The sequence below is a fragment of the Kurthia sp. YJT4 genome (assembly GCF_030219945.1).
GTDB classification, from domain to species: Bacteria; Bacillota; Bacilli; order Bacillales_A; family Planococcaceae; genus Kurthia; species Kurthia gibsonii.
Window position 1 is genome coordinate 1,631,837 of the sequence record NZ_CP126689.1, and the last position, 21,226, is coordinate 1,653,062.

Consider the following 21,226-nt stretch of genomic DNA (forward strand, 5'->3'; position numbering starts at 1 on the left):
CTCTAGTGTTCAACTACTGCAGCTTGTTTTTTTATTTTTAATGGCTTTTTTTGCGAAGCTAAATGCTCGACTTGAAGATCAATCGTGTCAAACTCAATTTCAAATTGTTCGTCAAAAGCTTGATTAATTTGCTGTTGTAACATGTATAATTTTTCATCCATACGCTCTGTCTCATCACTTGAATAAACAAGTACTAATTTCGCAATTGGTAGTGGATATAGCGTGAATTGTAATTTTGTTACATCCATAATATATGGAGAATCTTCACATACTTGACGTATGCATTGTGTAAAGTCTTTTGTTTTATAAACCAGTAAATCTTCATGAAAATCAGGCTGAACAATCGTTGTTTCACCGATTTTTTCTTTTTTCGTTGAGAAAATTTCAAACCCTTTCATCACTAACCGTTTAAAGAAATTTTGTTGCACTTCAACGAACGGAACAGGCATAATATGCTTTCCTTCTGTTTTTCGTATAAACTTCGCCATTTTCATTTGTTTCGATGTACGGTATTCGTCGATATGATAGAAGTGTTCAATCTCCCCTACGCCTAAACGCTCTGCAATTCTGATTGTCATACGATCCGATGTGCCAATAATCATGAGTTTTTCTGGTTGTACTTCCTGTAAAGCTACTCGCACTTCTTCTACATGTGCATCATCGGAAAAAATCGCACGTTTCACTGCTTTAAATGCACTTTTTTCAAACTTCGCTGAGGTTCCCGCTTTTCGACAACCATTCATAATGAATAAACCATCATCAATAATTGCATCTACCCCTAATTGATGTGCTAACTCAAGTGCAAAAGAACTTTTTCCTGTACCACTCGGTCCACTAAAAGAATAAACGTTCATTTTTTTCCCCTTTAATAATATACTTCTCTATTGCAGCGGCTACACCATCTTCAATATTTGTTAGTGTTTCAACTACGGCAACACGCTTCACCTCATCTACTGCATTCCCCATCGCAATCGGATAGTTTGCATAGTCAAACATCGATAAATCATTGATTTGATCACCAATTGCTGCAATATACTGCTGGTGAATACCAAGTATTTCCGCAAGTGTTTGTAGTGCGCGCCCCTTACTTGCACACATCGCATTCACTTCTACATTATGCGCAAAAGAAGTTGTCACTTGATATCCTGCTTCAATACATTGTTGAATTGCTGTATAACGTTCATGTTCATGTTTAAAAAATAAATTAAATTTTTCAACAGGTTCACATAATTCTTCTACGTATTGCACAACATTTTCTTTCGGTGTACGTGTCTTTTTTAAAAAGTCTGTATGCTGACTACCACCATATGCTTCAAAATGTTCGTAATAATAAGGTTCTACTAAGATTCTTCCTAGCATAAAAACTTCCATACGTACGTCAAATTGTTGAAAACCTTTCATTAAGGTAATAGCTTCTGTTGATGTAAGCGCACATTCAGATAGCTTTTCTTTTGTTTGACGGTTCCAAACTGCTGCACCATTCGATGTAATGATATAACGTATATTCGGTATATATTGTAGTTCTTCTGGTAATTCTGCAATCGTCCTTCCTGTACAAATAACCACTTCCACATTGGACGGTACGCGGTTTAATACGTCAATTGTGTGATGTGTAATTTGCAATTCAGAATTTAATAATGTTCCATCTAAGTCAATGGCAATTAAGCGAATATCCATTGAATTCACCTCATACTCTATTTTATCATATCTATTTAAACTTCTAATTGAAAAGAAGGAATTGCCCTCTAAGCAACCCCTTCTCCTTCTTTACTAATCGTTATTTCTATACTTTAAACGATTGTGTTAATTCATGCAATTCAATCGCTTGTGAAGAAATTTCTGCTACAACGCTATTAATTTCTTGTAGTGTAGCAGTTTGTTCTTCTGCTGCTGCTGTAATACTTGCTGTTGCTGTTACCGCACCACTTGCATGTGAAGCAATTTCAGATACAGAAGCTGTTACTTCTTCTGTTCCAGCAGATAATTCCTCTGACGTTGCTGTCACATCTTCTAATTGCGTCGTCATTTGACCTACGCTTTGTTCAATACTGCCAAATGCTGTACTTGCATTCTCAATAATGTAAACACCTTCTTTTACATTCTTTAATCCTGTTTGTACAGACTCTGCTACTACTTCTGTATCTTCTTGGATTGTCGCAGTTAATTGAACAATCTGACTTGCCGATCTTTTCGATTCTTCTGCTAGTTTACGCACTTCTTCTGCCACTACTGCAAACCCTTTGCCATGTTCACCAGCACGAGCTGCTTCAATCGCGGCATTGAGTGCAAGTAAATTCGTTTGTTCTGTAATATCTGTAATAACTTTTGACATGCTTTGGATTTGACTTGTTTGTTCTGCTAAACGATGAATTAATTCATTCGTTTGATTTGTAGAACTTGCAATTGTATCCATCTGGTTTTTAGCTACTTTTAAAATATCTGCTCCGTTAATCGCTAAAGCATTTGCTTCTTTTGCATGGTCAAATAATTGTTGAGATGACTGCGCAATACGCTGTACACCAACTGCTGTCTCGTGCATCGCTTCTGCACTATCTTGCGCATTCGCTGCTGAGTCTGTTGCTGCAGATGCTGTTAGTTCTACTTGTGAACTTACTTCTTCTGCTGCTTTTGATACTTCATGTGTACTTGCAGATAATTCTTCAATTGAAGCACTTAATTGCGCGGCACTATCCGAAATACCTTGCACTAAACTTTTCGTATTATGTTTCATTTCATTAATTGAATCTGCTAATTCTTGGATTTCATCTTTTGTATTTACTTTTAAATCCACCTCTGTGTAATTTCCAGTAGCTAATACTTTTACATTTTTAACTGTTCTTAGAATTGGATTTACGACTGAACGTTTAATATAAAGAATGAAGAAAACAGCTACAATGGCACTTAAAATCCCAACAATAATCGATAATATTTTTGAAATCATCGCCGTACGTTGTAAATCTGATTTTGCATGTTCTAATGTCGCACGCTCTTTTTTCTCAATTTGTTTAACTGATTCCATAACACTAATATTAATTGATTTTGCTTTATTCAACTCAGTAAAAATAGCTGATTCATTTGAATTATCATCTACTGCTTTAATTAAACTAACACTGACATCATTAAATTCTTGATCATGCGCTGTAATCGACTCCACGCTTTTCTTAATATCTGAATCATCTTTTGTGATTTTTTGTAATTTTTGTACTTGAGCTGTCGTTTCGTCACGGACGCTTTCTAAAGAAATTTTCGCTGTATCTGACTTTGTCAGAACATAATCACGAAGTTGAATCCCTTGCATCGCAATCAAATATTTTACATCAGTTACTAAGTTAATATTATCAAAACTTCCTTCTACTTCATCTTCAAAACTTTTTTCAATTGCATCTAATCGATTGGTACTGTCAATAATTTTGTGTAAATGACCATTCACCCATTCAAGGTAGCTCATCACCTGTGTATTCAATTGTACTTGTTCGAAGTGTTGATTTGAGTGTGTAGGAAAGGGCTAGCCCTTTCCTACACACTCAAATTTCGCGCTGGCGCGTTCCGGTTTAGTTTGCCGGTTCGTGCAGCTGCTCAAACATCTCTTCTAGCTCCGCACGGGCCTGATTGAAGCCAATGTGGCAGCGTGTGGCGAAACGTTGATTATAGTCCTCGAACTGCGTCACTAAAAAGCGTTCCAACGATTCTTCACTCGGGAACTGTTCCTTGCGCTTCGTGTATTTCTTGATTTGTTTATTAAACGACTCGATTAAATTCGTCGAGTAGATACTTCGCCAAATCGCCTTTGGAAAGCTGTAAAACGTCAGTAAATACGGGTTTTCTCGTACGCCTTGTGCGACCTTTATATACGATTTGCCCCATTTTTCGCAGAACGTCTCGAGCGCTTCTTTCGCTGCTTCGGCGTCCTTTGCTTGGTGAATCGTTTTAAAATCCTCGCATACTTCCTTGCGATCTTCTACGCGTACTTTATGCATGATATTGCGCGCCACATGGACAAGGCACACCTGATATTTTGCCTTTGGAAACACGTTGAACACAGCGTCTGCCATGCCTTTTAAGCCGTCTGATACGAATAACAGCACGTCTTTTACACCACGGTCCGTCAGCTCTTCTAATAGCTCCTGCCAGTTGTAAGCAGATTCCGTTGGGGCAATCGTATAACCAAGCACTTCTTTCGAGCCGTCTTCACGAATGCCGACCGCAATATAGACCGCCTCTTTTGACACCGTATCACGACGCACGGCAATATAGGTCGCGTCTAAATACACGACTACGTAACGATTGTGCAACGGACGGTTATTAAAGGCTTCTACCGTTTCTGAAACAGCCTTTGTCATATTCGAAATCGTTTGAGGCGTATAGTGATGCCCATACATTTTCTCGATTAATTGCGCAATTTCCGCCATCGTAATTCCTTTTTTGAACAGGTGAATCACGGTTTCTTCCAGCGTATCGTTCGAGCGCTTATACGGTGCCACTGTCTGTTGCTTGAACTCACCGTTGCGATCACGCGGGATTTGAAGCGTTAAATCGCCGTACTCCGTGTGAAGTGTACGCGAATAAGACCCATTGCGAGAATTGCCTGAGTTGAACCCGATACGATCGTATTTTTCATAATCCAAAAATTCCGTCAGCTCTGTCGCCAGTAGCGAGTTGATCGCCATTTCCAAGTGCGAACGAAAAACCTCGGTAATATCTTGTTTTTTGACTAGTGCATCGACAATTTCTGTTGTAAACTGATTCATAGGGAAGACCTCTTTTCTAGGATTGGTTGTGGTGACTTAATTCTACCAAGAAAGGGTCTTCCTTTTTACATGGAATTTTCTATTTACACAAAATATTTTATACTCTCAATCGATTATATGTAAATACCATCATAATAATCATTAAAACCAACAATGTAATATAGCCTAAACTTAATTTTTTTTGTATAGACAATTTTTTTCCCCCATCTGCATATAAAATATTTGTTGATAAAACTTATATTACATGGCAACGAGACTTTTCGCATGGTTATTTATACCTATTTTAGAGATTTAAAAATAAAAAAGCAGGAAATAAATTCCTGCTTTTTTTAAGATTAAAATTTTTTCGCTGAAATTTGCTCGCTTACATAATTTTTTATGTATGTAATCGCTTCTTTTGATAAAGTACTTTTCGTAGGGTGGACTAAATCCCCATAAATGATTCCATCTACAACACGAACCATTCCTTCAAATTTTCGGTTATAATCTGTGCCTTTTAGTTCGATAAAGAGTGTTTGATTACCATGCCAAGCAAAATCGACTACATATACATGCATTATTTACGCTTCCCCTTCAACTTTTCTTGTTGCTTTTTTAATTCTTCTTCCTTTGCTTTTTCTTGTTGTACACGTTTCCATTGCATACGAAGTTGAAGTGCACTTAAAGCTAAAATAATAATAAAGAACGGCTGCGTTACGGATAAACCAAGCTCTGAATGTCCTCCAAATAATGGTAGGACAAAAATTAAAATAAGAATGGCTGCAATAACCCGTACTTGTAACCAAAAGTTTTGTTCTAAATTTAATTTCTTTGTCGGTGTGAAACAGATGATAATTCCAATAATAAACACAATAATCATCACTGTTTTTGGAACAACCGTCCAAATATGCCAATTACTAAAGAAATCCATACATAGTAATACAAGGACTAAAATATAGGCAATTAATTCTCTCATTATTTTCAATTCATTTCCCCCCTTAAAACCATTCATAGCATAGCATAGAACAGCTTTTACATGCTACCCTTACTCTATTTTCCTTCTATTAAACATGAAAGCTACTTTCCAACTTTTTCTTATAAATACTAAAAAGAGTCTCAGCATTTTATGTGCTGAAACTCTTTTATCGTTAAAGTTTATTGTACACCTGTAATTTCTTTTAGCTTTTTCAATACATCTGGATGCGCTTCAACTGTACGTTGTGGTGTATCTAGACTATTGATTGCATTATGTGTGTAGTAAATGTAGCCTTTTTCTGTAATAAAGAAGCTATAAGGGAATGGTTTACGTGGATCACGTTCTTTTTTGTTTTCAAAGTAGAAGAAATACGAATCAACGTCTTTGATTTCTTTTTCTGTATTCGTAATTGTACTTTGTTTTGTTTTTAGACCGTCTACTGCACGTAAAATCTCATCCATTTTTTCTTTGTCTGTTAATGTAACTGTTTTTGACTTCACTTCTTTATTGTTTTCAATGGTTTGAACCTGTACAGAAATGAATTCTTTACCGCTTGGTACTTCCATTGTTTTTTCTGATTTCCCAGAGAAAATCACATATAGAACGCTTAATACGAGTAAAATAATAATAGCGAATGGGATTAACTTTTTAATGACCAACACTTCCTAACCCTTAATTTCAGAATACCCCTTCATTATAGACTAGCTTACAGAATCTTGCATGATAGAAAACCACTTTTTTCGTTAGAAACATGAAAAATTCATGTTTTTGCCATAATTAAGCGCCAATAAAAAGAGCGGCTTGTGCAATTGATAGAAAGAGAGCTGGATTTTGAAATGGACTGTCCTCTAACATCTCAAATGTAATTCGGAATGTATCTTTTTCTTCTATATAATCTGCACGCCAACGAGCAATTGTTTTTTCATTATAAAGAAATGGCGACCAACCTTCTCGATTCATCTCCAATGTCATCTGTTCTTTTTTATTTGAAATCATCAAATCTGGAATCAACTCTTTCCAACCGATATAAGCAATTCGATAAAGTGGTTGCCCTTCCTCGATGGCATCGTAATAAATTTTACCTTTACGTTGAATTTTTTTACATGTTACAGGTGCAAAACCTTCAATTTTTGTGTCAATTTGAACAAAATATTTTTGATCAAACATGCGATCAATTACTTTTTTTAAACCATTTGAATAAACACGTTGAATCGTTCCGACTTGTTGTTCGTCACAAATAATTGCTTCTTTTTCTGTATGTTGTAAATGTGCTGGAATTTCACAATAGTATGCTTGCATAAATCTGCTCCTTATTTCACTGTTCATTCCTTTACCATACGGGAATTAAATAGAGAAATCAAACTAAAAACTGCACCCGTCATTAAAAGGTGCAGTTCTCAATTTATGGTGTATGAATTATTTTGCTTCAGATTGAATTTTATTAGCTACGCGTTCTGTTAGCATTGATGTTGCTTTTGGTAATACAGCTGAAAAAATTGGATTTAACACAGGTGCTGCAATACCACCTGCTTTAATTTCTAAAAATCCTGACATCTCTGTATTTTGTGCATCGATTTCTTTTGCTGTAAAGTAGCCTGAACCTGTAAATTTATCTGTTAGACCTGTTAAATCAAATGAAATTTTAGATGGTTCTTCCCAGTTTGTAATATCTATTTGCACTTCAACTGATTTTTTTAACACGCCTACATTCCCAGCGAAAATCCATTTCGACTGCTTTTCATTGATCATTTCGTGATTGCGGTAGCCAGGCACTAACTTTGCCCACTTCTCCATATCACTTACAAATGCCCATACTTGTTGTTGTCCTGCTTTTACAGTTGTTGTGTGTGTTGCTGTTGCCATCTAAATCCCTACTTTCCTATCTTTACGAATAAATCTAGCTATGCTAGTGTTCACTTTATTATAACAAGCTTGCTTAAAATTACAAACGATGGGCATATTTGTTTGAATTATTGACGAATTTGCCCTGCTCCATCTATATAATATTTCTCAGAAGTTAGAGCTGGTAGCCCCATAGGTCCTCTTGCGTGTAACTTTTGTGTACTAATACCAATTTCAGCCCCGTAGCCAAACTCAAAACCATCTGTAAAACGTGTCGAGGCATTATGATAAACAGCTGCAGCATCCACTAACTGTTGAAATCTCTTTGCATTATCTTGTAATTCCGTAACAATAGCTTCTGAATGCTTTGTTCCATACTTTTGAATGTGCTGAATAGCCTCATCTACCGAGTCTACTGTTTTTATACTTAGTGACATCGCTAAATATTCAGTGGCATAATCTTCATCTGTGGCAGAATAAATACGTGAATCCATGTTACAAATTGCTTCATCACCGTATAATGTAACATCTGCATCCAGCAATGCCTGAATTAATTCTTCACCATGTATTTCTACATATTTTCGGTGAATTAATAAACTTTCTGCCGCATTACATACCGATGTACGCTGTGTTTTTGCGTTAAGTACAATCTGTGTAGCCATCTGTGGATTTGCAACTTCATCAATATAAATATGGCAGTTCCCTGCGCCTGTTTCTAATACAGGAACAGTTGAATTCGCTACAACTATATCAATTAACGCTTTACTACCACGTGGAATTAAAACATCTAAGTATTCTTTCATTGTAAAAAGTTCACTCGCTGTTTGACGACTTGTATCTTCTATTAATAAGACTGCATCTTGTGGAATCGTTGTTTTTTCTAAAGCGCGGTGAATACTTTCTACTAATACTTGATTTGAATATTTTGCGCTTGAACTTCCTCTTAAGATAACTGCATTTCCTGTTTTCAATGTTAAGGCTGCGGCATCCACTGTTACATTAGGACGCGCTTCATAAATCATACCGACAACCCCTAAAGGTACACGACGTTTTTCGATATGTAATCCATTTTCTTTATCAATCACCTCAAGTATTTCACCAATCGGATCTTGTAATTCTACTACTTGTAATAAAGCATCATGAATAGCAACGAGACGGTCGTGATTTAACATAATACGATCTAGGACAGCCGAATCAATCCCTTTTTCTTTTCCTTCTATTAGATCGCGCTCGTTTTCTTGTAAAATATGTGCCTCATCTTGTAATAATTGTGCTGCAATCGCACATAATGCAGCGTTTTTTTCTTCTGTTGTACGCTCCATCATCGTAAAGCTCGCTACTTTTGCACGTTTTCCTTTTTCAATTACCTCTGACATCTTAAATTTCCTCCTTTACTACTGCTACAAAGCGATCACGATGAATCACTACATGATCGTGTGCTAATTCGTCTGTTCTTTTTCCCATAGCTTGCATCAACTCTTCCGCGCTATATAAAACTTCACCCTTACCAATTAAATCACGTTCTCTGAAGACATCGACTACATCACCTGCTTCAAAGTTGCCTGTAACCAGATATACACCTGCTGGTAATAAACTCTTCCCATTTTCTAAAATCGCTTTTTCTGCACCTTCATCAATATAAATCGCTCCCTGTGTTTGAGAAAAAAGTGAAATCCATTGCTTTTTAGAAGATAATGATTGCGGAACTTGTCGCTCAATATACGTACCGTCTCCACGCTTTTCTATAATTTCGATGAGCTTTTCTGAACCTTCCCCTTTACCGATGAACACATTGACACCTAAGTCGTAAGCGGTTTTAGCTGCTTGTAATTTAGATTGCATGCCACCTGTGCCTACATTTGAACCTTCTGATGTTGCATATCCAAGTAACTCATCTGTAATTTCTGTTAAATAATCAAAACGTTTTGCTGTAGCATCCTTCTTAGGATTTGCTGTATATAATCCATTAATATCCGTTAAAATAATGAGCTGCTCCGCATGAACTAAACCACTTACAAGTGCTGATAATAAATCATTGTCACCAAACGTTAATTCTTGTAATGATACGGTGTCATTTTCATTGATAATTGGCAAAACATTTCGTTCTAATAGTTCCTCGATTGTTTCATGCGCATTTTGATAACGATGTTTCGACTGAAAGTCAGCGCGTGTCAATAAGATTTGTGCCCCTACATAACCGTACTGTGCAAGTGCTTTTGTATAGGCTTGAATCAGTAAACTTTGACCAACTGCAGCAGCTGCTTGCTTTCCTTTTACAGTAATTGGTCGTTGTGTGTAACCTAGTTGACGGAATCCACAAGCGACGGCCCCTGATGAAACGAGTACAACATCATAGTGTTTTTGTTTTAAAGCGGCAATCGCTGCTACATGTTCTTGTAGCTTTTTGTAATCTACTTCACCTTTACTATTCGTCAAACTACTACTTCCGATTTTTACAACAATTCGATTTTGGTACATATTTGTATTCCTCCATATAAAAAAGCCCTTATCATCCAATATTTTAAGGACGAAAAGGGCTCATTCGCGGTACCACCTTAATTGAACAAAGTCATACTTTGTTCCGCTCGATTCCGTTAACGCTGGAGTATGCGCCTATGTTTTCATAGGAGCTAGGAAGTAGGTTCCGCATGCCTTATTTGAATTTCCCTTTCAGCCGGTGAGGAAATCTCTCTTTCAAACAGTCACACACATACTATTCTTCCGTACGCTAATATATTAAATTCATTATTCCCGATAAGAACTTTTTTGTCAATATATTCTGTATTATATGTTGAAAACAGAAAAATATTGTCTTTTACATCAAAAACCCTGTTTTGTTATACAACAATTTTTTGAAAATTTTTATACAATTTAATTATCTTAAAATAATAATAGAGATTTCTTTTTCGTTCGATTTTTTTCTCTTTTAAATTATTATTTTGTTTTTAAAGTGATTTTTTTAGTTATTTACGCTTAATTTCTTTTGAATTCGGTTTTTTGCTACTTTTTAATTTAAAAGGAATTTTTTTCATGTAAGTCAGAATATATTTATTTTTACAAATTTTAAAAATTCCTTTTAGAATTTTCTGAAAAAATGTTGTTGATTTTCTCTCTCTGCCTTAATACAATAGTTTCATGCCTTGTGAACGAACGAGAATTTTTCTGAATAAGGTAGAAATTTGCAACATCGGAGGTGGTTTGGCATGACGACAAAAATCGATCTGCCAACAAAGGGGAGTTCTGTTTCCAATAAAATTATCGAGCAAAAAACAGAACAAGAAATGACACAAAAGAAAGTTTTGAAAGGAATTGGGCAAAATCAAGAATTTAAAGCACTCGTTAAAAAAAGAAGAACATTTCTATTTTCAACAACTTTTATTTTCCTAGCATTATATATTTCCTTACCAATTCTAACTTCATTCACAACTGTACTACATCAGAAAATGTATGGAGAGATTACATGGGTTTGGGTATATGCTCTATCGTTATTTGTTATGACGATTGTTTTATGTAGCTTTTACATTAAAGGGGCAACACGATTTGATCGTGAAATGAAGGTATTAGTTGAAAAGTTGAAAGACGGGGGTTTTTAAATGAATATTGTAACGATTAGTTTCTTTTTAGGAATTGTAGGTCTAACTTTATTAGTTACATATATTGCCGCTAAAAAGACATCAAATGCAAAAGATTTCTATACAGCTGGTGGTGGCTTAACAGGTTGGCAAAATGGTTTGGCGATTTCAGGTGACTACTTATCAGCCGCTGCATTTTTAGGTGTATCGGGTGCAATCGCATTATCAGGTTTTGATGGTTTCTTCTTCTCAGTTGGTTATGTAGTAGCAAACTTAGTTGTACTTTACATGATTGCAGAGCCACTTAGAAATTTAGGTAAATATACATTAGCTGATATGATTACAGCTCGTTTTAATGAAAAGAAAGTACGCGCAATGGCTGCAATTAGTACGATTACAATTGTTATTCTTTATATGATTGCACAGTTAGTTGGCGCAGGTGCACTTATTCAATTATTATTCGGTATTGATTATTGGATTGCTGTTTTAATCGTTGGTACGATGATGACGGTTTATGTATTATTCGGTGGTATGACAGCGACTTCATGGGTACAAATTATTAAAGCTTGTTTACTATTATTCGGTACAGCTTTAATGTCGTTTTTAGTATTACGTCAATTCGACTTCAGCATTGTCACGATGTTTGACAAGATGGCAACAGCTACAAGCTATGGCGACAGTTTCTTAGTACCTGGCTTAAAATATACAAATGGTTTTGATTCAATTTCTGTGTTAATCGCGCTTGTTTTAGGTACAGGTGGTCTTCCACATATCTTAATGCGTTTCTTCACTGTAAAAGACGCACAAACAGCACGTACATCGATTTCATGGGCTACATGGATTACAGCAATCTTCTTTACTCTAACAATCTTCTTAGGTTTCGGTGCTGCAGCATTCGTTGGAATCAAAGAAATTATTGCAGCAAACGCAGCAGGTAATACAGCCGCTCCATTATTAGCTGAATTCTTAGGTGGTAATGTTTTACTATCATTTATTTGTGCAGTAGCATTCGCAACGATTTTAGCAGTTGTTTCTGGTCTTGTATTAACAGGTGCTTCGGCTATTTCTCACGATATCTATGGTGAAATCATTAAAAAAGGCGTTTTAACTGAAAAACAACAAGTATTAGCTGCTCGTATTGGTTCAATCTCAATTGCAGTATTATCAATTCTTCTTGCATTAGGTGCACAATCATTAAACGTTTCATTCTTAGTATCATTTGCGTTCTGTATCGCAGCATCCGCAAACCTTCCAGTTATTTTATATACAATCTATTGGAAGAACTTCACATCAACAGGTGCAATCGCAGCAACAGCTACAGGCTTAATTTCTTGTATCATTTTAGGTGCAATTGGTCCGAATATCTGGAGTCCTACAGGAAATGCTATTTTTGTTGGAACACCTTTATTCCCATTGACAAACCCTGCAATTGTCACGGTTCCACTTGGTTTCTTAGCAGGCTATCTCGGCTCGAAATTATCAAGTCGTAAAGTAGACTTAGAAATATATGAAGAAATTCAAGTAAAATCAAGCACAGGCATTAATGTTTCAGATGTTTCCCATTAAATTGGACGAGGGGTATAACCATAGTTGGTTATACCCCTCTTTTTTCATGATATTGCTAATTGTATGTTATCTCAACCCGATCTTCCGGGGAATGTACTACTCTCTTTATTTACTTGCCGCGGTAAAAATTACACTGTTATTCTCTAACCTAAGCAACGTAAACCCTACCTTCTTTTACGTCCTTGTGACCCCATAGTCACGCCAGTGTGAATAAGTATCTTCAAAAACAATTGTGAACTGCCAATTTCTTCAACTAGCTTTTTATCAAGATTTATATCTTCTCATGTTTTCAGCCTCTTGTCAACTTTTTTTATTTTATTTATATATAGACTAGAGAGGTTTATTTTAAATAGAATTTAATATATAAGCACTTTGCATACAAAAAATCTCGCATGATTTTCAGAAATCATACGAGATCATTCAATTTAATCTACATCGACTAATTCAAATGTTGTGTGACCATTTTCAACTGCTTTGATCACACCTGCATTCGGAGCATAATAGACGATTTTTGTATTGGTTCCTTTTGAGTTATAGAACTTTTGAACAACTACTTGTTTAAATGTGCCTGCTTTTACGGTCATTGTATAACTAACTGATGTAATCTTACTATAACCTTTTGTCAGGCTACCAGATGTTGCACCTTTAAAGATTGGTGTGTTGATTGCAAATCCGTATCCTGTATGATAATTAAAGAATGTATAACTTTTAGAAGTCGCTGTTTCGGTATGTGTAAAACCTCGATTCACATTTCCCCACTTAACAATTCCTTTTTCCTGCTTTTGATAAATCGTTTCAATCGTTCCGTTTTCTTCCACATCATATACTTCATATGAACGATTTTGATTACGTAAAAAGTTCGTTTTTACTTCTTTTGATACATAATCTTTACTCACATAAGCTGTCTTACCATTATAATTAATTTTCACCCAAGCATCTGACTGCGCTAAAACATGTAGTTTCGTATTTTGCTTGATTTCACCTATTTTTTTTGCAGTTGTGGATGGTGCTGTACGAACGTTCAAATTTGTTGTTAAACCTGGGTTCGCATAGTACGTTCCTGTCATTTGTTGAAATGATTCGCTCACAGGCTTTTGCTTTGTTAAATACGAACTTGCTACGTAGCCATAACCTGACTGATAACGAATTTTTGACCATTCTTTTCCGTAACTTACGACATCAACTTTTGTTTGGTCTTTTAAAGAACCTAATTTTGTCGATGTACTAGAGGCACTTTTTCGAACATTTAATGCAACACCATTTGTCTTCACATAATAGACCGTTGTTGTGGACGGTTGAAGTGCTGGCTTATTTTTCGTTAAATACATGGTTGCCACATAAGCATACCCTGTTTTATAACGAATTTTCGACCATTCTTTTCCATAGCTTACGACATCTATTTTACTTTTATTTTTAATTGTACCAAGCTTTTGTGATTGACTTGATGGACTTTTTCGAACATTCAAATCAATACCTGGTGTACTGACATAATACGTTACAGTTGAAGATGGTTTTAAAGTAGGCTTTTTACTTGTTAAGTAACTACTTGCTACATAACCATAACCTTTTTTATACTTAATTTTTGACCAGCCATTTTTGGTTGAAATGACGGTTACTTTCGTATTGTTTTGCAATTTCCCCAATGTTGTTGCTTTTGTTGACGCACTTTTTCGAACATTTAGATTGCTACCATTTGTTATACTCACATACTTTATTTGTGTAGCTGCTGATGCTTCAATCGTTGGCGTTTGACCTATTCCAATTGCTAACATAAGCGTTGCGCCAATCATTATTGTTCTTCTCACCCTATAGTCCCTCCTATATTGAAAACATGGATACTCTTTCCAAATGAGTATTATAACTGTCATTCAATAGGCTGACTATACAAAACAACGACTTTCGAACTAAAGATATAGGTTTATTATATGAGTATAGGTTTCAAGTCATTTTATACGATTTGAAACTAGCAATCTATTGGCATAAAACATACTAGGTCATCTACACTAGTCTATTTTTCTAATAGACGATGAAGGTTTGCCATCTCGATTGCTGCTACAGCCGAATCATAACCTTTGTTCCCTGCTTTTGTTCCTGCACGTTCTATAGCTTGTTCAATTGACTCCGTTGTGACAACGCCAAAAATAATTGGCACATTCGTTTCAAGTGATACTGAAGCAATTCCTTTTGCCGCTTCATTACACACATAATCATAATGAGTTGTTGCACCACGAATAACCGTTCCAAGCCCAATAATTGCGTCATATTTTTTATAACCTGTTAATTGTTTTGCCATATATGGAATTTCAAAAGCACCTGGTACTTTTACGACGTCAATATTTTCTTCTGCTACACCATGTCTTTTTAAACCATCTACTGCTCCTTCTAATAAACGATTTGTGATGAATTCGTTGAATCTTCCTAATACAATCCCAACTTTTAAGTCTTTTCCGATTAATGTTGTTTCGATCATGTTCATTTTGAATACGCTCCTTTTGTTTGTTCAATATATTGTTTTAATGCTTCGATTGAAATGATAGGTAATACGTGTTTTTTAGCAAATGCGGTCAACTTTTCACCTGTCAGCATATGTCCATCATCACCCATAATTTCACAAATTACTGCTACTTCTTTTTTATCGCATAACTTTGCCAAATCCACTCCTGCTTCCGTATGCCCATCACGTTCTAATACACCACCAGCTTTTGCAATAAGCGGAAACACATGTCCTGGACGACGAAAATCTTGTGCTACGGTTTGTTCACTTGTTAAAGCTTGAATGGTTAATGCACGATCATAAGCACTGATACCTGTTGTCGTATCGATATGGTCAATCGAAATTGTAAAGGCTGTTCCATGATTATCCGTATTATCTTCTGTCATCGGCGCTAATGCTAAGCGTGTCGCCATTTCTTCAGAAATAGGTGTACAAATTAATCCACGCCCCTCAATTGCCATAAATGTTACTTGTTCAGGTGTAATCGTTTCTGCTAATGCAACGAGATCCCCTTCATTTTCACGTGTTTCAGAATCAGTCACGATAATCATGCCACCAGCTCGTAAAACACGAAGTGCTTCTTCTATTTCTTGCATGTTCTTTCACCTCAAAATCCATTTTTTCGTAAAAAATCTTCTGTTAAAATTGTCGCCATTTGGCTTTGTACATATTTTCCGATGTAATCCGTTTCGATATTGACGACATCACGTACTTTTTTCATATGCAAAATCGTTGTTTCATATGTGTGCGGAATAAGCGAAACTTCAAATGTCCGCGCGTTTAACGCAAAAATCGTTAAGCTAATCCCGTCCACTGTCACAGAACCTCTTGGCACCATCTGTTTGATGAATTTCGGTTCTGTTTCAATCGTTAAGCGAATTTCGTTCGATGTTTTTAAGATTCTCTGAATTTTCCCGACTGTTTCAACATGTCCTGTCACAATATGTCCACCTAATCGTCCTTGCAACTGTAAAGCTCTTTCAACATTCACTTTTTCACGTAGCTGTAGACGATGTAGTGTTGTTGTATGAAAGGTTTCTTTCATAACTGTCGCATGAAAAGCGTACTGCTCTAATTTTTCAATTGTTAAGCAAACACCATTTACTGCAATCGAATCACCCAGTTTCGCATCTTGTAAAATTTTTTCTGCTTGAATTTGCAACACCATATTTTCATTCGCTTGTCGAATCGATTGAATTGTCGCAACTTCTTCTACAATCCCTGTAAATATACGAACCACTCCTTTCCCAAAATAAAAAACTACCCTCGATTGATGAAACAATTCAGGGTAGTTTTATGGAAGAATGATTAAAATTCATGTCTAAATAAACCTGTTGACATACGTCTTTTTAACAAGTTTTGTTCACACATCCTTCTCCCATCCAGACTGTACTGTCGGTTCTGGATTCTCACCAGCTCCTGCTCCGAAAAGCTCACGGACTTATCGCTCTAACACGCATCACCGTCGATTGGGAATTTCACCCGACCCCGAAGGATTATTCAGTTTGATACAACAAAAAAGACCTTCATTTACATGAGGTCGATGAAAAAAGGTATGTTCAAATAAGCCTATGATTTTTCGGATCATAAACAAATTTTTACATGTCTTCTCCCATCCAGACTATACTGTCGGCACTGGATTCTCACCAGTTCCTGCTTCAAAAAGCTCACGGACTTATCGCTCTAACGCGCATCACCGTCGATTGGGAATTTCACCCGACCCCGAAGACGATTCTGTTGTCACAATAAAAAAGACCTTCATTTACATGAGGTCGATGAAAAAGGTATGTTCAAATAAGCCTATGATTTTTTCGCATCATAAACAAATTTTTAGCATCTTCTCTCATCCAGACTATACTGTCGGTCCTGGATTCTCACCAGCTCCTGCTCCGAAAAGCTCACGGACTTATCGCTCTAACGCGCATCACCGTCGATTGGGAATTTCACCCGACCCCGAAGATTTTTTTAATTGTAGCTATACCATACCACTAATTTATTCAGAAAACTAGATTTTTTACAAAAAAACTCAAAAGACCACGAATGATTACGTGGCTTTTGAGTGATTCGAGAGGGGCTTAAATTGACTGGGATCGTGTGAATTCGAACATTCGACTGGCGAAACGGGTCACTCGTTGAAGTTGTTGGCTCACTCGTTAATCGATTCGGGACATTCGCTCGTTCAAACGGGACATTCGAGTGCGAAACGGGTCATTCGAGGGCAAAAATGGGTCACTCGACCAAAAGACTTGAGTTGCTCCCTTTCCTTACTTTCTTCAAGGCTTTTGAGCAATTCGAGAGGGACTTAAATTGACTGGGATCGTGTGAATTCGAACATTCGACCGGCGAAACGAGTCATTCGTTAAAGTTGTTGGGTCACTCGCTGATTGATTTGGGACATTCGACCGGCGAAACGGGTCATTCGTTCGTCCAAACGGGTCATTCGCCCGTTTATTTCGATTCTAAAATTGTAACGACGATTTCTGGGCGGTTGAAGACACGTAATGGGAAGAGACTATTTCCTAGACCACGGCTAATTACGTGTTGCAACTGTTCCACTTGTTCAATTCCTTCTGTATGTTTCGGTAATAGTGAGGCATCATGATCGACTAACCCACCTAAAAATGGTAAGCGAATTTGTCCGCCATGTGCATGTCCTGTGTATGCAAGGTCGATTCCAGCTTGTGCGTATTTTTCGCCAAATTCTGAACGGTGTGCTAATAAGATTTTGAATTGATCTTGTGGAACATTCACCAGCGCTTTTGCTAGCATATCTTCTGTTGTTTCGCCGGATAAAGGGTCACTAATACCGATAAGTTGAATACGCGCACCATTATAATAGAATGTTTCTGCTTCATTATTTAAAACATGCACGCCCCTTTTTTGGAGTGCTGTATGAATCTCTTTAACTCGATTAATTGAAATTTCATGATTACCATCGACAAAATAAGTCGGGGCAATTTTTGTAAAACCATCAACTGCTTCTAGACTTCTTCCCAGTTTATAATTATTGCGATCAATTAAATCGCCTGTTAAAAAAATTAAATCGGGTTTTTGCTTTTTTACTTGTTCAATTAGTCGTTGTTGGTGACGACCAAATTTTGCATCGTGCAAATCTGAAATTTGAACAATTGTTAAACCATTCATTTCTTTTGGTAATGTTTTTACTTGTAACGTATGTTTTGATAATTGTAGCCATTGATTATTAGCTATATAAAAAACAAAAAGTACAACAAGTGCACCAATTATTTTAATTAGTTTCTTCATATTGAATTCATCCTTTATTTCAACAATAAATTAAGGATAACGAACGATGTAACATTATGCAATGCATATCAATTTATCGAATAAATTATTAAAATAATTAGAATTATCAGAATTATTAAATCGTTTATTTGTCCTTTTTTTCTACTTTAAGTATTATTTTAGCTATTTTTTTAAATTTATTTGTTTACAAAACAGACTTATATCTTGTGATTCAATCATTAGAGTGCTATACTTTTAAAAAAAGTCAGAAAAAGGGAGAGAATCGCACATGCAATATTCTAACCGCGTATTAAATACGCCCTCATCATTTATCCGAAATATTTTAAAAGTTACGGACGCGCCAGACGTCATTTCTTTCGCAGGTGGCTTACCAAATCCGATTTCTTTTCCACTTGAAAATTTACAAGAAGCAATCAATCGTGCAATCGATGAGAATGGAAGCAAAATTTTCCAATATGCTTCAACGAATGGTTACTTACCACTACGTCAATATATTGCAGATAAATATAATCGTAAGCATGACTTAGGTATTACAGCAGATGATATCCTATTAACAACAGGTTCACAACAAGCACTATCATTATTATCTCAAGTGTTAATTAATCCTGGGGATGGCATTATTATTGAAGAACCTGGTTATTTAGGTGCGATTCAGGCCTTCACAATGAGTGAACCGTCATTCTCCCCTGTTACATTAGAAGAAGATGGGTTAAACCTTGAAGAATTAAAAGTTGCGCTCGATCAGCCGAATGTAAAATTCATCTATACCGTGCCGAACTTCCAAAACCCAACAGGTCTTACGTACACAGCAGAGCGTCGTAAAGAAGTATATGAATTAATTAAAGACCGCGATATTATTTTAGTAGAAGATGATCCATACGGTGAGCTACGTTTCAAAGGTGATTCATTACCTTATATTGCGGCTGGTAAATCAGAAAATAGTGTGTTACTTGGTAGTTTCTCAAAAACCGTTACACCAGGTATGCGTTTAGGCTTTATTATTTCAAAAAATAAAGAATTGATGCGTCATATTGAAACAGCAAAACAAGCATCTGACTTACACACCAACATCTTCTCACAATATGCAATTTATGAATATTTAACGCATAATGAATACGATACACATGTTCAAAAAATCATCGAACTATACGATGCACAGTCAAAAGTGATGTTGGAAGCTTTAGAAGAACACTTCCCTGAGAATGTATCATTCACACGTCCTGAAGGTGGCATGTTCGTCTGGGCTACATTAAATAATGGTATGACAGCGATGGAATTCTTCGAAAGAGCGATGGATGTCGGCGTAGCATTCGTACCAGGCGATCCATTCTATACATCGAAAAAAGATGTGAATACACTGCGTCTAAACTACACAAACTCAGCACCCGAAGTAATTCGCGACGGTATTAAACGTCTCGCTACGATTTTAAAAGATGCTGAAATCGTTCAAAAATCATAAATTCATAATGAAAAAAGGAATCGCTTTACACGCGATTCCTCTTTTTATATACAGTTATTACTTCGCCTGACGAAGTGTTTGCTCGTCTAGTTTAATCGTTTCTGTTTTACGCGTACCATCACTTTGTAAATTATCACGAATTTGAATATACGGTGTATTCAAATTCAGATATGTATTTGATAATAAATCTATTTTATTTTGTTCTGTTAAATCAGCATAGACAGGGTTTGTTGAACCGCCACCCGAGTTAGCGAATGTGAAAAACATCATCGCAATTGCCATATGGTCAAATGTATTATTTTTAATACGTATATTTTTTACACCACTCGCTGAAATACCTTTTACAACTTCATTGCGTGGATCCGTTGATTCGAGTGTGAATGTGTTGTTTTCAATGATGGCGTTTTCCCAATTAAGCGCGCGTATAAAATCGTTTCGTAGGTTTTTCATTGTATTGTTTCGAATCGTAATGTTTTTATGAATTTTCTTTTCTGAGTATTTATGCGTACCAACAGCACGTGGAATATTTTCGAATGTATTATGTTCAATTAATACATTGGTATTTGGTTGTGCATCAAACTTGCTCCAGCGTTGACTCCACCCTTTTGTTTCGCGGTCGGGTGTATCGATATTAATTGCTTCTTTCACCGACATTAGAGGGTCATTAGCCGATTTAAACGTTGAATTGCGAATCGTTACGTTTTTCGATGCGTCCAGTTCGATGAAGTGCGCATAATTGAAGTTTCGGAATTGGATATTGTCAACAAGAACGTTTTGATTATGCCCCATAATAATCGTAATGCCTTTTGGAACATATTTCATGTCAAACGTGACCGTTCCTTTACCGATAAACTTAATATTTTTCTCACCGTTGTATTTACCATATGCACCGTCAATTAATGCTTTTGAAGGTGATACGAGTTGGAACATCGAAGCAGATGGCGTGATGATGTTTGTTCCTGTTTTTGTCGTTTTGACCATTTTGACACCGTCTTGAAATTCTAATGTTACGTTAGATGGAACATAAATCGCATTTGTAATGTTATACGTTCCTTTTTTAATAATGAGTTTGCCACCTTTTTTCTTTTCAAATTCGTTCATATAAGAACGGAATAAATAGTAGTGTTTCGTATATTGATTATACGTACCGTATCGTTGAAACATAGGGTCGAGTGGTTTACTATTCGGTGTGATTGTGTAGGTCTTTGCATTTGCTTCTTCTGGTTGAATGGTTATTACACTTATAATTCCTACTATCAATAAAAGAAACGAAATAATCCTAATTTTATTCATTGTTATTAACTCCTTTAGATATTTATCACAGCG

Annotated in this window: 19 protein-coding genes, 1 pseudogene, 3 riboswitches and 1 other annotated feature; of the genes and pseudogenes, 3 read left to right on the plus strand and 17 right to left on the minus strand. The window is 36.2% G+C overall.

Annotated features, from left to right (window positions below):
- Window positions 1-2 precede the first annotated feature (2 nt).
- From QN089_RS08025 to proB, 11 genes are all read right to left on the minus strand, one after another.
- Window positions 3-854, minus strand: coding sequence for a hypothetical protein (locus tag QN089_RS08025; protein WP_285215036.1), 852 nt, complete (start codon window positions 852-854; stop codon window positions 3-5).
- Complete coding sequence (locus tag QN089_RS08030; RefSeq protein ID WP_285215037.1) at window positions 835-1,677, minus strand: Cof-type HAD-IIB family hydrolase; 843 nt, start codon at window positions 1,675-1,677, stop codon at window positions 835-837. The genes QN089_RS08025 and QN089_RS08030 overlap by 20 nt, the downstream gene beginning before the upstream one ends.
- 106 nt (window positions 1,678-1,783) lie before the next feature.
- A complete protein-coding gene (locus QN089_RS08035; RefSeq protein ID WP_285215038.1) occupies window positions 1,784-3,448 on the minus strand; it encodes a methyl-accepting chemotaxis protein in 1,665 nt (554 codons plus the stop codon).
- A gap of 103 nt (window positions 3,449-3,551) precedes the next feature.
- Complete coding sequence (locus QN089_RS08040; protein WP_285215039.1) at window positions 3,552-4,748, minus strand: IS256 family transposase; 1,197 nt, start codon at window positions 4,746-4,748, stop codon at window positions 3,552-3,554.
- A gap of 335 nt (window positions 4,749-5,083) precedes the next feature.
- Window positions 5,084-5,305, minus strand: coding sequence for a hypothetical protein (locus QN089_RS08045; protein WP_068453238.1), 222 nt, complete (start codon window positions 5,303-5,305; stop codon window positions 5,084-5,086).
- Window positions 5,305-5,712 (minus strand): hypothetical protein, encoded by a 408-nt coding sequence (locus tag QN089_RS08050; protein ID WP_409136110.1) that lies wholly within the window; start codon window positions 5,710-5,712, stop codon window positions 5,305-5,307. The genes QN089_RS08045 and QN089_RS08050 overlap by 1 nt, the downstream gene beginning before the upstream one ends.
- A gap of 170 nt (window positions 5,713-5,882) precedes the next feature.
- Window positions 5,883-6,365 carry a hypothetical protein gene (locus QN089_RS08055; RefSeq protein ID WP_131004894.1) on the minus strand — a complete coding sequence of 161 codons (483 nt, stop codon included), beginning with the start codon at window positions 6,363-6,365 and terminating at the stop codon, window positions 5,883-5,885.
- A gap of 115 nt (window positions 6,366-6,480) precedes the next feature.
- The gene (locus QN089_RS08060; protein ID WP_285215040.1) at window positions 6,481-7,002 is read right to left on the minus strand and encodes a tubby C-terminal domain-like protein; all 522 of its coding nucleotides are present in this window, start codon (window positions 7,000-7,002) and stop codon (window positions 6,481-6,483) included.
- A 117-nt stretch (window positions 7,003-7,119) separates the two neighbouring features.
- Window positions 7,120-7,566: an SRPBCC family protein gene (locus QN089_RS08065; RefSeq protein WP_087680190.1), complete on the minus strand. Its 447-nt coding sequence runs from the start codon at window positions 7,564-7,566 to the stop codon at window positions 7,120-7,122.
- Between the two features lie 107 nt (window positions 7,567-7,673).
- On the minus strand, window positions 7,674-8,921 hold the full coding sequence (locus QN089_RS08070) for a glutamate-5-semialdehyde dehydrogenase (RefSeq protein ID WP_285215041.1): 1,248 nt from the start codon (window positions 8,919-8,921) through the stop codon (window positions 7,674-7,676).
- Between the two features lies 1 nt (window position 8,922).
- A complete protein-coding gene (gene proB / locus QN089_RS08075; protein WP_285215042.1) occupies window positions 8,923-10,023 on the minus strand; it encodes a glutamate 5-kinase in 1,101 nt (366 codons plus the stop codon).
- 42 nt (window positions 10,024-10,065) lie between these two features.
- Window positions 10,066-10,280 (minus strand) — a binding site (T-box leader).
- Between the two features lie 468 nt (window positions 10,281-10,748).
- Here proB and QN089_RS08080 point away from each other — a divergent pair.
- Both QN089_RS08080 and QN089_RS08085 read left to right on the plus strand, forming a co-directional pair.
- Entirely contained in the window at window positions 10,749-11,138 is a 390-nt protein-coding gene (locus QN089_RS08080) for a DUF485 domain-containing protein (RefSeq protein ID WP_285215043.1), read from the plus strand.
- A complete protein-coding gene (locus QN089_RS08085) occupies window positions 11,139-12,683 on the plus strand; it encodes a solute symporter family protein (protein WP_068453226.1) in 1,545 nt (514 codons plus the stop codon).
- Between the two features lie 425 nt (window positions 12,684-13,108).
- On the opposite strand, the gene QN089_RS08090 is transcribed toward QN089_RS08085, so the two are convergent.
- The 5 genes and pseudogenes from QN089_RS08090 to QN089_RS08110 all read right to left on the minus strand — a co-directional run bounded on the left by QN089_RS08090 (window position 13,109) and on the right by QN089_RS08110 (window position 18,441).
- Window positions 13,109-14,488 carry an SH3 domain-containing protein gene (locus tag QN089_RS08090; RefSeq protein ID WP_285215044.1) on the minus strand — a complete coding sequence of 460 codons (1,380 nt, stop codon included), beginning with the start codon at window positions 14,486-14,488 and terminating at the stop codon, window positions 13,109-13,111.
- Between the two features lie 203 nt (window positions 14,489-14,691).
- Window positions 14,692-15,159, minus strand: coding sequence for a 6,7-dimethyl-8-ribityllumazine synthase (gene ribH, locus QN089_RS08095; protein ID WP_285215045.1), 468 nt, complete (start codon window positions 15,157-15,159; stop codon window positions 14,692-14,694).
- Window positions 15,160-15,188: 29 nt separating this feature from the next.
- A pseudogene (gene ribB / locus QN089_RS08100) lies at window positions 15,189-15,773 on the minus strand (3,4-dihydroxy-2-butanone-4-phosphate synthase); the annotation flags it as partial.
- An 11-nt stretch (window positions 15,774-15,784) separates the two neighbouring features.
- Window positions 15,785-16,417: a riboflavin synthase gene (gene ribE / locus QN089_RS08105; RefSeq protein ID WP_285215047.1), complete on the minus strand. Its 633-nt coding sequence runs from the start codon at window positions 16,415-16,417 to the stop codon at window positions 15,785-15,787.
- 126 nt (window positions 16,418-16,543) lie between these two features.
- Window positions 16,544-16,677: riboswitch (FMN riboswitch) on the minus strand.
- A 100-nt stretch (window positions 16,678-16,777) separates the two neighbouring features.
- A riboswitch (FMN riboswitch) is annotated at window positions 16,778-16,911 on the minus strand.
- A 97-nt stretch (window positions 16,912-17,008) separates the two neighbouring features.
- A riboswitch (FMN riboswitch) is annotated at window positions 17,009-17,142 on the minus strand.
- Window positions 17,143-17,625: 483 nt separating this feature from the next.
- A complete protein-coding gene (locus QN089_RS08110) occupies window positions 17,626-18,441 on the minus strand; it encodes a metallophosphoesterase (protein WP_285215048.1) in 816 nt (271 codons plus the stop codon).
- 268 nt (window positions 18,442-18,709) lie between these two features.
- On the opposite strand from QN089_RS08110, the gene QN089_RS08115 reads away from it, so the two are divergent.
- Window positions 18,710-19,900 (plus strand): aminotransferase-like domain-containing protein, encoded by a 1,191-nt coding sequence (locus tag QN089_RS08115; RefSeq protein ID WP_285215049.1) that lies wholly within the window; start codon window positions 18,710-18,712, stop codon window positions 19,898-19,900.
- A 57-nt stretch (window positions 19,901-19,957) separates the two neighbouring features.
- Here the strand turns inward: QN089_RS08115 and QN089_RS08120 are convergent, their stop codons facing one another.
- Complete coding sequence (locus tag QN089_RS08120) at window positions 19,958-21,193, minus strand: right-handed parallel beta-helix repeat-containing protein (protein WP_068453212.1); 1,236 nt, start codon at window positions 21,191-21,193, stop codon at window positions 19,958-19,960.
- Between the last annotated feature and the right edge of the window lie 33 nt (window positions 21,194-21,226).

Excerpts from the sequence above, each read along its gene's own strand:
- QN089_RS08025 (WP_285215036.1), bottom strand. The coding sequence starts at position 854 with ATGAACGTTTATTCTTTTAGTGGACCGAGTGGTACAGGAAAAAGTTCT.
- QN089_RS08065 (WP_087680190.1), bottom strand. The coding sequence starts at position 7,566 with ATGGCAACAGCAACACACACAACAACTGTAAAAGCAGGACAACAACAA.
- proB (WP_285215042.1), bottom strand. The coding sequence starts at position 10,023 with ATGTACCAAAATCGAATTGTTGTAAAAATCGGAAGTAGTAGTTTGACG.
- QN089_RS08060 (WP_285215040.1), bottom strand. The coding sequence starts at position 7,002 with ATGCAAGCATACTATTGTGAAATTCCAGCACATTTACAACATACAGAA.
- QN089_RS08045 (WP_068453238.1), bottom strand. The coding sequence starts at position 5,305 with ATGCATGTATATGTAGTCGATTTTGCTTGGCATGGTAATCAAACACTC.
- QN089_RS08085 (WP_068453226.1), top strand. The coding sequence starts at position 11,139 with ATGAATATTGTAACGATTAGTTTCTTTTTAGGAATTGTAGGTCTAACT.
- QN089_RS08120 (WP_068453212.1), bottom strand. The coding sequence starts at position 21,193 with ATGAATAAAATTAGGATTATTTCGTTTCTTTTATTGATAGTAGGAATT.
- QN089_RS08035 (WP_285215038.1), bottom strand. The coding sequence starts at position 3,448 with ATGAGCTACCTTGAATGGGTGAATGGTCATTTACACAAAATTATTGAC.
- QN089_RS08030 (WP_285215037.1), bottom strand. The coding sequence starts at position 1,677 with ATGGATATTCGCTTAATTGCCATTGACTTAGATGGAACATTATTAAAT.
- QN089_RS08070 (WP_285215041.1), bottom strand. The coding sequence starts at position 8,921 with ATGTCAGAGGTAATTGAAAAAGGAAAACGTGCAAAAGTAGCGAGCTTT.
- QN089_RS08115 (WP_285215049.1), top strand. The coding sequence starts at position 18,710 with ATGCAATATTCTAACCGCGTATTAAATACGCCCTCATCATTTATCCGA.
- ribH (WP_285215045.1), bottom strand. The coding sequence starts at position 15,159 with ATGAACATGATCGAAACAACATTAATCGGAAAAGACTTAAAAGTTGGG.
- QN089_RS08080 (WP_285215043.1), top strand. The coding sequence starts at position 10,749 with ATGACGACAAAAATCGATCTGCCAACAAAGGGGAGTTCTGTTTCCAAT.
- QN089_RS08040 (WP_285215039.1), bottom strand. The coding sequence starts at position 4,748 with ATGAATCAGTTTACAACAGAAATTGTCGATGCACTAGTCAAAAAACAA.
- QN089_RS08110 (WP_285215048.1), bottom strand. The coding sequence starts at position 18,441 with ATGAAGAAACTAATTAAAATAATTGGTGCACTTGTTGTACTTTTTGTT.